Source organism: Stutzerimonas kunmingensis (genome assembly GCF_900114065.1).
Classification (GTDB): Bacteria; Pseudomonadota; Gammaproteobacteria; order Pseudomonadales; family Pseudomonadaceae; genus Stutzerimonas; species Stutzerimonas kunmingensis.
Genome location: NZ_FORS01000004.1, coordinates 190,983 through 203,405, shown reverse-complemented (window position 1 = coordinate 203,405; position 12,423 = coordinate 190,983). Strand labels below are relative to the sequence as shown.

General features: G+C 64.2%; 14 protein-coding genes. 10 read left to right on the top strand and 4 right to left on the bottom strand.

The genetic code is table 11. The features are described from left to right. The first annotated feature begins 36 nt into the window (after positions 1–36). Together BM275_RS12000 and BM275_RS11995 are read left to right on the top strand one after the other, a co-directional pair. Positions 37–783, top strand: a complete 747-nt coding sequence (locus tag BM275_RS12000) for a TIGR00266 family protein (protein WP_014820989.1) — start codon at positions 37–39, stop codon at positions 781–783. A 58-nt stretch (positions 784–841) separates the two neighbouring features. Then, entirely contained in the window at positions 842–1,165 is a 324-nt protein-coding gene (locus tag BM275_RS11995; RefSeq protein ID WP_014820988.1) for a PA3694 family proteiin, read from the top strand. A gap of 68 nt (positions 1,166–1,233) precedes the next feature. Here BM275_RS11995 and lptF read toward each other — a convergent pair whose 3' ends face one another. From lptF to BM275_RS11980, 3 genes are all read right to left on the bottom strand, one after another. Then, positions 1,234–2,016 carry a lipotoxin F family OmpA-related lipoprotein LptF gene (lptF, locus tag BM275_RS11990; RefSeq protein WP_014820987.1) on the bottom strand — a complete coding sequence of 261 codons (783 nt, stop codon included), beginning with the start codon at positions 2,014–2,016 and terminating at the stop codon, positions 1,234–1,236. A 50-nt stretch (positions 2,017–2,066) separates the two neighbouring features. Next, positions 2,067–2,459, bottom strand: coding sequence for a DUF4398 domain-containing protein (locus BM275_RS11985; protein ID WP_014820986.1), 393 nt, complete (start codon positions 2,457–2,459; stop codon positions 2,067–2,069). Positions 2,460–2,746: 287 nt separating this feature from the next. Beyond that, positions 2,747–3,097, bottom strand: coding sequence for a hypothetical protein (locus BM275_RS11980; RefSeq protein WP_014820985.1), 351 nt, complete (start codon positions 3,095–3,097; stop codon positions 2,747–2,749). A 224-nt stretch (positions 3,098–3,321) separates the two neighbouring features. Here BM275_RS11980 and ppc point away from each other — a divergent pair, with 224 nt between their 5' ends. From ppc to BM275_RS11945, 7 genes are all read left to right on the top strand, one after another. Beyond that, complete coding sequence (gene ppc / locus BM275_RS11975; RefSeq protein ID WP_090521306.1) at positions 3,322–5,961, top strand: phosphoenolpyruvate carboxylase; 2,640 nt, start codon at positions 3,322–3,324, stop codon at positions 5,959–5,961. Positions 5,962–6,205: 244 nt separating this feature from the next. After that, positions 6,206–6,853 (top strand): adenylate kinase, encoded by a 648-nt coding sequence (gene adk / locus BM275_RS11970; protein WP_041014541.1) that lies wholly within the window; start codon positions 6,206–6,208, stop codon positions 6,851–6,853. Positions 6,854–6,996: 143 nt separating this feature from the next. Further along, entirely contained in the window at positions 6,997–7,674 is a 678-nt protein-coding gene (tsaB, locus tag BM275_RS11965; RefSeq protein ID WP_046618737.1) for a tRNA (adenosine(37)-N6)-threonylcarbamoyltransferase complex dimerization subunit type 1 TsaB, read from the top strand. A gap of 64 nt (positions 7,675–7,738) precedes the next feature. Continuing rightward, the gene (locus BM275_RS11960) at positions 7,739–8,083 is read left to right on the top strand and encodes a hypothetical protein (RefSeq protein ID WP_014820981.1); all 345 of its coding nucleotides are present in this window, start codon (positions 7,739–7,741) and stop codon (positions 8,081–8,083) included. Between the two features lie 74 nt (positions 8,084–8,157). Then, complete coding sequence (locus BM275_RS11955) at positions 8,158–8,955, top strand: DUF72 domain-containing protein (RefSeq protein ID WP_090521305.1); 798 nt, start codon at positions 8,158–8,160, stop codon at positions 8,953–8,955. 69 nt (positions 8,956–9,024) lie between these two features. Beyond that, positions 9,025–9,717: an extensin-like domain-containing protein gene (locus BM275_RS11950; protein WP_014820979.1), complete on the top strand. Its 693-nt coding sequence runs from the start codon at positions 9,025–9,027 to the stop codon at positions 9,715–9,717. A gap of 65 nt (positions 9,718–9,782) precedes the next feature. Continuing rightward, positions 9,783–10,559: a class I SAM-dependent methyltransferase gene (locus BM275_RS11945; RefSeq protein WP_014820978.1), complete on the top strand. Its 777-nt coding sequence runs from the start codon at positions 9,783–9,785 to the stop codon at positions 10,557–10,559. Between the two features lie 33 nt (positions 10,560–10,592). On the opposite strand, the gene BM275_RS11940 is transcribed toward BM275_RS11945, so the two are convergent. Beyond that, complete coding sequence (locus BM275_RS11940) at positions 10,593–11,228, bottom strand: TetR/AcrR family transcriptional regulator (RefSeq protein WP_014820977.1); 636 nt, start codon at positions 11,226–11,228, stop codon at positions 10,593–10,595. Positions 11,229–11,321: 93 nt separating this feature from the next. Between BM275_RS11940 and BM275_RS11935 the strand changes: the two genes are divergently transcribed. Further along, positions 11,322–12,422 carry an efflux RND transporter periplasmic adaptor subunit gene (locus BM275_RS11935; protein ID WP_041754518.1) on the top strand — a complete coding sequence of 367 codons (1,101 nt, stop codon included), beginning with the start codon at positions 11,322–11,324 and terminating at the stop codon, positions 12,420–12,422. The last annotated feature ends 1 nt before the right edge of the window (position 12,423 follow it).

Sequence of the window (12,423 nt, the reverse complement as noted above, 5' to 3'; positions counted from 1 at the left end):
TGCAGCGCCGCAACCCGATCGCTTCAGGAGCTCGCCGTGTCCAGCCACGAACTCGAATACGAAATCCTCGGTCAGTCCGCGCAAAGCGTGGAGATCATCCTCGATCCAGACGAGACGGTGATCGCCGAAGCCGGAGCAATGAACTACATGACCGACGGCGTGCGTTTCGAAGCGCGCATGGGCGACGGTTCGGCGAGCGGCGTGCTCGGCAAGCTGTGGGGCGCGGGCAAGCGCATGTTCACCGGCGAGTCACTGTTCCTCACTCACTTCACCAATGAAAGCAAGGCCAAGGCACGCGTGGCCTTCGCCGCGCCTTATCCGGGCACAGTGGTAGCGATTGATCTTGCTGCTGTGGGCGGCAAGCTGTTTTGTCAGAAGGATGCCTTTCTCTGCGCGGCTTATGGCACGTGCATCGGCATAAGCTTCAGCAAGCGCATCGGCGCAGGCTTCTTCGGTGGCGAGGGATTCATCCTGCAGCGCCTGGAAGGCGATGGACTGGCCTTCGTGCATGCCGGCGGCACCGTGATTCGCAAGGAGCTGAACAACGAAACCCTGCGGCTGGATACCGGCTGCCTGGTGGCCTTCACGCAGGGCATCGACTACGACATCCAGCTTGCCGGCGGCCTCCGGAGCATGCTGTTCGGTGGCGAAGGGCTGCTGCTCACCACCCTCAAGGGCACCGGCAGCGTCTGGATCCAGAGCCTGCCCTTCTCGCGCCTGGCCGAGCGGGTCTACGAGGCGACCTCACAGGCCCGCGGTGAAACCCGCGCCAGCGGTAAATGAGCCGCAGGCGACCTTCGAATTTGTCACAATGCGCCTCTTTGCCTCGATGAGACCGTCCATGTCCGAACGCAATCCCATTCCCCTGATCCTGACCGCCATCGGCAGCGTGCTTGGCACGGTCGCGGTGCTGTCCTATTACGGCTACGTGCATATCGCCAAGCCAGAGGATGCGTTGCTGCTGGCTGACTACACCATGCTCAAGACCGTTCCCGGCGAGGATTACCGGGTATCGCTGAAGCCGGCGTCGCAGGTGGCTCAGTGCATCGATGGTGTGCTGGTGCTGTTCGATACCGAACAGAAGGGCCTGACAGGCGTGCTGGTCGACAGGAAGAAGCGCGCCGTGCGCTGCATGGGTCAGGATGCGCCGCAGGAGAGCAAATAAAACAGCCCGTCAGGGCGACGGGCTGCTAAAGGGGCAGGGCATCAGCTCGCCATGCCCACGGTCCGTGGTCACTCCATCGACGAACGTGGCGCGACGCGCTGGCTGTCGTTGGAGATAGTCACCTCGACGCGGCGATTCATCGCGCGGCTGGACGGCGAGTCGTTGCTCGCAACCGGGTATTGCTCGCCATAGCCCACCGCCTGGATGCGCTGTGGATCGACGCCCGCGTGGGTCAATGCGCGGCGCACGGATTGGGCGCGGCGCTCGGAAAGCTGCTGGTTGTAAGAGTCGGAGCCGGTGCTGTCGGTATAACCCTCGACTACCACCTTGCGCTCCGGATTCTCGTTCAGGAACTCAGCGAGCTTCTGGATGCCGCGCATACCGGCCGGTTTAAGTTCGGCCTTGTCCAGGTCGAACAGAACGTCACCGAAGGTCACCAGGGTGCCGCGCTCGGTCTGCTTGGCCTGCATGTCCTCCTGCAGCTTGCGGATCTGCGCGTCCCGGGCTTCGAGGCGGGCTTCGGCGCGCTGCGCGGAGGCCTTGCCGAGATCCTCTTCGGCCGCGCGCAGGGCAATAGTCTGCTCGGCCAGTTCGATGCGGCGCTTGGTCAGGTAGGCCAGCTGATCCACCGTTTCTTCGTCGGCATCGTTCAGATATGCCTTGTTGGCCTTGTCCAGCATGTTGCTGGCGTCCTGGGTTTCCAGGGCTGCGACCTTGCTTGAGCGGGCGTCGCTCTGCAGAGCGGAGAAGCTGCTGCGCGCCTCTTCAAGGTTCTGATTGGGCTGGTTGGCGCAGGCCACTAGGCCGATGCTCAGGGCCAGCATGGTAGGTAGGGTTACAAGCTTGTGCATGACGAGTTCATCCTATTGGCTATAAACGGAATGGCGGGCGTGGCGAGGAATCAGCGAACGTTGCGCATGCCTTCTTCGCGCAATTCCTGAATCCCCTGCTGCGCATCTTCTACGGCCTTCTGAGCCTTCGCCGCTTCAGCCTTGCGTTGGGCTACGCGGGCATCCCATTCGGCCTGTTCGGCCAGCTTGCGGGCTTGTTCGTAGTTTTCTTTCTGCATGGCCAGTTCGGCCTCTTTCCACTTTTCCTGCGCGGCGCGCATTTCCACTGCGGCATACTCGGTACCACCAGCGCTTACGGCGCTGCGCACGGCCGATTCAGTCACGGCGAACTGCTCGGTCGGTGGGTTGCCGGCGCATGCGGTCAGCAGCAGGCCACCAAGTGCAATGGCCGCCAGCTTGGGTAGCTGAAATCTCGAAGCGTGGGTTGCGACAGCTTTGTTCATGGTCAGTCTCCAGTTCGAATTGCTCAACGAATAGCTACCGTCCCTGGCCGGGCAGTGTGCTGAATAGGGCACTACCGATGTCGGGACATATCTTTGTGAGGCCAAATGGCGCTAATCGTTCAGTGAAAGTTGGCGTGCTAGAGCGGTTGTCATCGGGGAATCCGCTACCAGCGCGGTATTAACGGGGTGGGGACTGGCCTGTGCGGGCAGGGCGGGCGTATGCAACAAAGGTGACCTGTGTGATGGCGCCCTGAGCGGGCGCCGAGCGTGCAGGGTGCGCTTTCGGGTCAGGCCGGCGGGGTGGAAGACGCTTCCTCGTCGAGCATGCGCTTGAGGTGTTTGCGCGAGAGCTCGAGAAAGCGCGGGGTAGGGCCGACGTCCTCGTAGACCGGGTCACCCTGTTCGTCAGTGGCGATGACCTGGGTGCCGCGCTCATACGGAAGGCTGGTTTCGACGGCTTCGAGGGCCGCACCAACCAGCTCGCCGAGCAGCGCTTCGGTGCTGCGCTTGGGGTACATCTCGGCGAGCGCCGCGAGCCGAGCCGCGCTCTCGACGTCCAGCGGAATGCTGTAGGTTGTCTGGCTCATGTGACCCTTGGCGTCGCGTTCCCAATGGCTGACCAGCTCGGAAATTCTCATGATTACTCCTTTGCCCGCGCTTACGAGCGGTGATGACATGTGCAATCGTGCTGTCCGCAACAGGGTCGTCGGCGTTGACGCCTTGTCATGACCGGATGCTGTGGGCACTCTGGTTGGAGGTAATTTCAGCGTAGCCGTTCAGGATCGTTTTCTCCGCGGCGCGTCTGATAAGCAGCGGCGAGTCGCTCATGTGAAGGCGGCAGCCCAGGAGGAGCAAGAAGGTCATGGCGAAAATCATCGACGCGCGCCTGCGCGACAACGTACACCTGCTTGGCGAACTGCTCGGCAACACCATTCGCGCCCAGCATGGCGACCAGTTCTTCGACAAGATCGAACGCATCCGCAAGGGTGCCAAGGCGGCACGCAAAGGCTCGGCCGAGGGTGCTCAACTGCTGTCCGAGACGCTCGACAGCCTTGACGAGAATGAACTGCTGCCGATGACACGGGCGTTCAACCAGTTCCTCAACCTGGCCAATATCGCCGAGCAGTACCATCAGGTTCGTCGCCGTACGGCAGGCGAGCCGGTACCGTTCGAAACCAGCGTGTTCGCCGATCTGATCGAACGCCTCAAGGCCGCCGGACACGGCGACGAGTTCATTGCACGGCAGGTCAGTCGCCTGGAAATCGAACTGGTGCTGACAGCGCACCCCACCGAAGTTTCACGGCGCACGCTGATCCAGAAGTACGACGCCATCGCCGAACAGCTGGCCGCACGGGACCACACCGACCTCTCCGACGCCGAGCAGGCGAAGATCGAGCTGCAGCTGCAGCGCCTGATCGCCGAGGTCTGGCACACCGAGGAAATCCGTCGCAACCGACCGACGCCAGTGGAAGAGGCGCGGTGGGGCTTCGCCGCCATCGAGAACTCGCTGTGGAAGGCCGTACCCAATGTATTGCGTCAGACCGATGCGACGCTCAGGCGGACGACCGGGCTGCACCTGCCACTGGAAGCCGCGCCGATCCGCTTCGCCTCCTGGATGGGCGGCGACCGCGATGGCAACCCGAACGTGACCGCGATGGTATCCCGCGAAGTGTTGCTTACCGCGCGCTGGGTGGCTGCCGATCTGTACCTGCGGGAGATCGAAGGGTTGATCACCGCATTGTCGATGAGCGAAGCCAGTGAGGAACTGCTGCGCCTGACCGGTGATTCGGCCGAGCCATACCGGGTCCTGCTCAAGCCCCTGCGTCAACGCCTGCGGGCGACCCGGGAGTGGGCGCGAGCGGCCATCGAGCATGGCCAGCCGGCTCCGGCGGAAGTGCTGCAGGACTGCGCCGAGCTGCGTCGGCCGCTGGAACTCTGCTACCGCTCGTTGCATGCCCGCGGGATGGGCATGATCGCCGATGGCGCGCTGCTTGACTGCCTGCGGCGACTGGCCGTGTTCGGGTTGTTCCTGGTACGGCTGGACATTCGCCAGGACGCGGCACGGCATGCCGCAGCGCTGGCGGAAATCACCGATTACCTCGGGCTGGGCGACTATCAGGCGTGGGACGAGCAGCGGCGACTGGACTGGCTGCAGCTTGAACTGGGCAATCGCCGCCCGCTGCTGCCGGCGCATTATCATCCGTCGGCCGATACCGCCGAGGTGCTCGCCACCTGCGCGGTGATCGCCGAGGCGCCAGCGGCGTCACTTGGCTCCTATGTCATTTCCATGGCCCATGCGGCCTCCGATGTACTCGCCGTGCAGTTGCTGCTCAAGGAAGCCGGCCTGCAGCGACCGATGCGTGTGGTGCCGCTGTTCGAAACCCTGGACGACCTGAATAACGCCGCGCCGATCATCGACCGTCTGCTCGCGCTGCCCGGGTATCGCCAGCGTCTGCATGGCCCGCAGGAGGTGATGATCGGCTACTCCGACTCGGCCAAGGATGCTGGCACCACTGCCGCCGCCTGGGCCCAATACCGCGCTCAGGAACGGCTGGTGGACGTATGCCGGGAGCACGACGTCGAACTGTTGCTGTTCCATGGCCGCGGCGGCACCGTGGGGCGTGGCGGTGGCCCGGCGCATGCGGCGATCCTGTCGCAGCCGCCGGGCTCGGTAGTCGGGCGCTTCCGTACCACCGAACAGGGCGAAATGATTCGCTTCAAATTCGGCCTGCCGGACATCGCCGAGCAGAACCTCAATCTGTACCTCGCCGCGGTGCTCGAGGCGACTCTGTTGCCGCCGCCGATGCCCGAGGCCGACTGGCGTGAGACCATGGATCGCCTGTCCGCCGAAGGGGTGGCGGCCTATCGTGGCGTGGTACGCGAGCATCCGCAGTTCGTCGATTACTTCCGCCAGGCGACACCCGAGCTGGAACTGGGCCGTTTGCCGTTGGGCAGTCGCCCCTCCAAACGTCGCGAGGGAGGAGTGGAAAGCCTGCGGGCGATTCCCTGGATTTTCGCCTGGACGCAAACGCGGCTGATGCTGCCCGCCTGGCTTGGGTGGGAGCAGGCGCTGCAGAGCGCACTGACGCGCGGGGAGGGCGAGCGGCTGGCCGAAATGCGTGCGCGATGGCCGTTCTTCACGACGCGCATCGACATGCTGGAAATGGTGCTGGCCAAGGCCGATGCCGATATCGCAAGGCGTTACGATGAACGCCTGGTGCAGCCGGAACTGCTTTCCCTTGGTGGCGATTTGCGTGACCGATTGTCGCAGGTGGTCGGCGCTGTGCTGAGTGTGACCGGCCAGGCCGATCTGCTCGATCACAGCCCGAAGACCCAGGAGGCGTTCAGTCTGCGCAACACCTATCTTGATCCGTTGCACCTGCTGCAGATAGAACTGCTGGCTCGCTCAAGGCAGCAGCAGAACCCGGCAGACAGCCCGCTCGAGCAGGCGCTGCTGGTCAGTGTGGCGGGTATCGCGGCGGGCTTGCGCAACACGGGCTGAAGTGGCGGTTCCCGGCGCTGAACGGCTGCGCGATGCGTAGTCGTTGAGCGCAACTCGCGTCGAATCGTGACATTTATACGGGTCGATAGACGCTTTCGGGACGGCTTGTGCCGCCTCGGTGCGCTGTGTATCGTGTTCAACCTTTTGTCGCATGGCGGCAAACCAGAATTTTTGATTCGTCAGCGAAGAGCCACTCCGGCCCGCTGGCAGGATCGCCCCCTTCTAAGAAACTCGAGGACTCATCATGCGTGTGATTCTGCTGGGAGCGCCCGGTGCCGGAAAAGGTACCCAGGCTGGCTTCATTACCAAAAAATTCGGTATTCCGCAGATCTCCACGGGCGACATGCTGCGTGCCGCAGTCAAGGCGGGCACCGAGCTGGGCCTCAAGGCCAAGAGCGTGATGGATGCCGGTGGCCTGGTTTCCGATGACCTGATCATCAACCTGGTCAAGGAGCGCATCGCGCAGCCGGATTGCGCCAATGGCTTCCTCTTCGACGGCTTCCCGCGCACCATTCCGCAGGCCGAAGCTTTGAAGGAAGCAGGCGTGCGCATCGACAACGTCATCGAGATCGCCGTGGACGACGAGGAGATCGTCGGCCGCATCGCGGGTCGCCGTGTGCATCCGGCTTCCGGCCGCGTCTATCACACCGAGCACAACCCACCGAAGGTTGCTGGCAAGGACGACGAAACCGGCGATGAGCTGATCCAGCGCGAAGACGACAAGGAAGAGACCGTGCGTCATCGCCTGTCCGTCTACCATGCGCAGACCAAGCCGCTGGTGGACTTCTACCAGAGCCTGGCAGCCGCGGAAGGCACGCCGAAGTACAGCTGCATCGAAGGTGTCGGTTCGGTGGACGAGATTACGGCCAAGGTGTTCGCTGCACTGAGCTGATCGAAGCTGCCTGGCACGAGCGATAGAAATGCCCGTATCGAAAGATACGGGCATTTTTTTGCCCAGAGATCAGGACCGGCGCGAAAGAACCCGCTCCGCGAATACGTTAGAATCGGCGCCTTTTTACCGACCGGACCGACCCGATGACCACTCTGCTGGCCCTGGATACTGCCACCGAAGCCTGCTCAGTCGCGCTGTTGCACGACGGCAAGGTGCTGAGTCACTACGAGGTGATTCCGCGCTTGCATGCCCAGCGGCTGCTGCCGATGGTGCAGACGCTGCTCGGCGAGGCCGGGGTTGCGCTGTCCGCGGTAGATGCCATTGCTTTCGGGCGGGGGCCAGGTGCCTTTACCGGCGTGCGGATTGCCATCGGTGTGGTGCAGGGCCTGGCGTTCGCGTTGCAGCGGCCGGTGCTGCCGGTTTCGACCCTCGCGACCATTGCCCAACGGGCCTGGCGTGAGCACGGCGCCGCGCAGGTCGCGGCGGCCATCGATGCGCGCATGGACGAGGTCTACTGGGGCTGTTATCGCGAGCAGGCCGGGGAGATGCAGCTGGTCGGCAGTGAGGCCGTGCTGCCGCCCGAGCAGGCGGTGCTGCCGCGCGATGCAGGTGAGGACTGGTTTGGCGCCGGTACCGGCTGGGGTTACGCCGAGCGGATAACCGCGGCCGTACGTGCGCACGACGCCGGGATGCTGCCGCATGCCGAAGATCTGCTGAGTCTGGCTAGTTTCGCCTGGCACCGAGGCGAGGCGCTGGAGGCCGATCAGGCCCAGCCGGTCTACCTGCGGGACAATGTTGCGACGCCCAAAGGGATCAAATGACGAGGAACGTTGCCAAACTCCTGGCTGCCCGTTAGAGTCGCCGGGCCTCTGATCGAGTCCAATGATGCGCGTCGAAAGCTCCTTTCCCGTTCCCTATTCAACGGATCGTTCTGCCCGTACCGGCAGGGCGGCGGATAGCTATGGGGAAACGCAGCGGGTCGCGCAGGCGCAGCGCGGGGTCGACAGCCGCTCCGGTCAGGATTACCAGCCCCAGGCCGATCGTCCGCAGCAGCGGGTCAATTCCAGCGCGCTGGTCGAACGCTACTCCGCATTCCGCTATGACGAACCGCAGCCCGAGCGCCCACTGACCAGTCGCGTGGCCCAGGCGCTGGCTAGCTACGCCAGCACCGCCAGCATGAGCGTCGAGTTCGACGGCGCAGAGGTGCTCGGGCTCGACCTCTACGCCTGAGGCGGTTCGATCTGCCAGAGCTTCCCTATTACATTGGTTGTCCCTCTTGGAACGAGAGTGCCTGGCTCGGCTCGTTGTACCCGACGGCTACGCCGGCTTCCGATTTCCTTGCCGGCTACTGTTCCACCTTCAATACAGTCGAGGGCAATACCACGCTGTACGCCTGGCCATCGGAGCAGAAGGTCCAGCGCTGGGCCGGCGAGATGCCCGAGGGCTTCCGCTTCTGTGCCAAATTTCCCCGCGATGTCAGCCAGGCCGGCGATCTGCGTGCGGCGCTGGAGCAGGCGCATGCCTTCCAGCGGCTGTTGCTGCCATTGGGGCGAAGGGTAACTCCGTTCTGGCTGCAACTGCCCGCCAGCGTTGGGCCATCCAGATTGAGCGAGCTTGCGGCGTTCATCGATGGCTTCGACGCAGCGCTGGCGATCGAGGTGCGGCATCCCGGATTCTTCGACCGAGGGGATGGCGAGCGCGCGTTGAACCGATTGCTGCGTGATCGCGGCATTGAGCGCATCTGCCTAGATACCCGCGCGCTGTTCAGCTGCCACTCTCGCGACCCCGCCGTGTTGCATGCGCAGAGCAAGAAGCCGCGTCTGCCGGTACGCCCGGTGGCATTCAGCGATTCGCCGCAGGTGCGCTTCGTCGGTCACCCCGAGCTGGAGGCGAACGACGAATTCATGGCGCCCTGGCTGGACAAGGTGGCTGGTTGGATCGAGGCCGGCAAGACGCCGCACGTCTATTTGCATACCCCCGACAATCATCGTGCGCCCGAGCTGGCGATGCGTTTTCACGGCTTGCTGAGCGAACGCTTGCCCGGCCTGCCGGCCCTGTCTGCATTGCGCCCTGCGCCGCAGATGTCCTTGCTGACCGACTGAGCGAGCGGTTTCGACCAGTTTTGTAAAACATCCCTTTCAACTTCGCGGGTTGGCTGTTGCCCATAAGGAATGACCTTTGGCCGTTTCTTTCTTTTCCTGTTGTTGCTGCTTGCCGGCTTCGCCCTGGCGGTGCGGCAGGACCTGATCGACATCCCGCCGCGCTGGAACCCCTGGGCGCCGCTGGACATCCGTGAGCCGCCGAACCTGTTGACGCCACTCAAGCTACGGCGCCTGCAGCAGGACCGAACGCTCTGCGAACAGGCGCTCGCCACGGCGCCGCTGCGTTATTCAGCCGTGCCGGACAGCACGCCGGAGCCCGGCTGTCCGGTCGAGAACAGCGTTCGGGTGCAGGGCTCGGACGTGCGGTTCAACGGGCCTTTTCTCGCCACCTGTCCGCTGGCGGCGGCTTATGCGATGTTCGAGTTGCACGGACTTCAGCCGGCGGCCCAGGCAGTATTCGAGCAGCCGGTGGTGCGCATTGATCACTTCGGCAGCTTTGCCTGTCGCAACATCGCCCGCAGCAACCGCCGCAGCCAGCACGCCAGCGCCAATGCGCTGGATATGGCGGGCTTTCACCTTGAGGATGGCACCCGCATCACCGTGGCTCGGGACTGGCAGGGCGAGGGCGACAAGGCGCGTTTCCTGCGGCTGGTTCGCGATGCGGCCTGCGATGCGTTCAACGTGACGCTCGGGCCGGAGTACAACGCGGCCCACCACGACCACTTTCACGTCGACATGGGTGGCTTCGGTATGTGCCGCTGAACGCTCGCGCGCAGCCTGGGATGCTCTGGCACAATGCGCGGCTTTCCATCACCGCTGGATGCCCCATGTCCGCACGCAACCCTGTGGTTCGAGTCGAACCGCTGACTCCTCAGTTCGCCGCTGCCGCCCATCAATGGGCGCAGCGTCTCGGCTTGCCGGAAATTCAGGACGCGGCCGAATTCGCTTTGCAGATTGGCGCGTACGGCTTGCAGCTGCAGTTGCTTGATGCGCAGGCACCGGGGCCGGTACGGGTGGATTTCGTCGAGGGGGCCGCAGCGCACCGGCGTCAGTTCGGTGGTGGCAGTGGGCAGATGATCGCCAAGGCCGTGGGCATCCAGCCCGGTATCCGGCCACGGGTGCTGGATGCTACAGCGGGGCTCGGGCGCGATGCCTTTGTGCTGGCGACGCTGGGCTGTGAAGTGAGCCTGATCGAACGCCAGCCGCTGATTGCCGCGCTGCTGGAGGATGGTCTGGGTCGCGCGTCTGGGGACGCCGAGGTGGGGGCGATCGCCGCGCGGATGACCCTGCTCAAGGGCAATGCCATCGAGCTGATGACGCAGTGGCAGGGCGAGGCGCCGCAGGTCATCTACCTCGACCCGATGTTTCCCCATCGCGACAAGAGTGCGCTGGTGAAGAAGGAGATGCGCCTGTTTCGGCCGTTCGTCGGCGACGATATGGACGCGCCGGCGCTGCTGGCCGCGGCACTGGATCTGGCCAGCCATCGTGTGGTGGTCAAGCGTCCGCGCAAGGCGCCGGTCATCGAAGGCGCCAAGCCCGGCTACAGCCTGGAAGGAAAATCCAGCCGCTACGACATCTATCCGAAGAAGAAGCTGCAGGGCTGATTCCGCAGTCCGCGAACCTCTCGCTTGCTCAGGTCAGCAACGATAGGCGCGCAGAAACACACTCACCGCGTCCCGGACGTGCAGGTTGCCTTCCTCATCGGTTGGCGCCTCGGCATAGCCGACCAGTAGGCGGAAATGCTGGGCACCCTTGATCAGCGAGCAGAAATGCTCGGCGGCGCGCAGTGGGTCGTCGATCTCCAGCAGGCCCAGCGCGCCGGCCCTGCTGAACAGCTGTTGCAGATCGCACAGCAGCTGTTGCGGGCCGGCATCGAAGAACATCTTCACCAGCCCCGGATTCTGCGTCGCCATCGCCACCATCACCCGATGCAGACCGATGGACTCGGGGCTATTGACCAGTTCATTGAAGGCGCCGCCGATGGCCAGCAGCACCTTCTCGATGTCGCAATCCGCCTCCACCTGAAACAGCCGCCTCGGCAGGCGCGTTTCGCAGGTGGTCTTCACGGCCGCGCTGAAGAGCGCCTCCTTGTCCTTGAAGTGGCTGTACAGCGTGAGCTTGGAAACGCCGGCTTCGGCGGCGATGGCCTCCATGCTGCTGCCTTCGTAGCCGTTGCCGAGGAACAGCACCTGCGCGGCAGCGAGGATCGCCTCGCGCTTGGCGGGGTCCTTCGGGCGGCCTGGGCCGGGCGATACGGAATGGATTTCTGTCATGGGCGTTTTAATAGTGGACTGGCTGGTACGCTATTTTTACTATACCGCTCAGTATAAGTATTCCAATCCGCTTCGCGACAGAGAGACTTCATCGTGTTCCGACATGCCTTGTCCCTTGCCTCTATGTTCGGTTGTGCACTTGTTCTGGTCGCCTGCGGCAACGGCGAGCCGCCGCAGCAGCTGCCTCGTCCGGTCATGGTGGTGCAGCCGCAGCCGGCCAGCGAAGCACGCGAGAGCTATCCCGGCGAAGTGCACGCGCGCTACGAGCCTGAGCTGGCCTTTCGCATCGGCGGCAAGGTCGTCGAGCGGCTGGTCGAAGCGGGCGACCGTGTACGCAAGGACCAGCCCTTGGCTCGTCTCGATCCGCAGGATGTGCGGCTGCAGCTGGACGGCATGCGCGCGCAGGTGGCGGCCGCGGAAGCCAATCTGCGCGTGGCCAAGGCCGAACATGACCGCTACAAGGCGCTGCTCGGTCGCCAGCTTGTCAGCCAGTCGCAGTTCGATAACGCCGACAACTCCTATCGCGCCGCGGCTGCCCGCTTGCAGCAGGCGCGCGCCGAATTCGATGTGGCGAGCAATCAGGTCGATTACGCGGTACTGCGCGCCACCAGCGATGGCTTGATCGCGCAGCGCCGAGTCGAGGTGGGGCAGGTGGTCGCTGCGGGGCAGACCGCGTTCGTACTGGCAGCGGATGGCGAGCGGGAAGTGGCCATCGATCTGCCGGAGCAATCGCTGGAGCGCTACCGGGTTGGCCAGGAAGTCGAGGTCGAACTCTGGTCGCAACCGGGGCGCCACTATCTCGGCAAGATCCGCGAACTCTCGCCAGCCGCCGATGCGCAGTCGCGGACCTATTCCGCGCGCGTTGCCTTCAGCGAACAGGAGGTGCCAGCCGAGCTGGGACAGAGCGCGCTGGTGAGCATTCGCCGCGATGGCGAAGTGTCGCTGGCGGTGCCGCTGTCAGCGCTGAGTGCGGAAAAGGGCCGGGCGCATGTCTGGCGGCTCAGAGCCGATTCCACCGTCGAGCGGGTCGAGGTTCGGACCGGGCCCTTCGGCGAACAGCTGGTGCCAGTCCTCGAAGGGCTCGACGCCGACGACTGGATCGTCCTGGCCGGGGTGCAGATGCTCAGCGATAACCAGCCGGTTCGCCCGGTGGATCGCCACAATCGCCCCGTCGAGCTGGCCGCCCAGGAGTAAT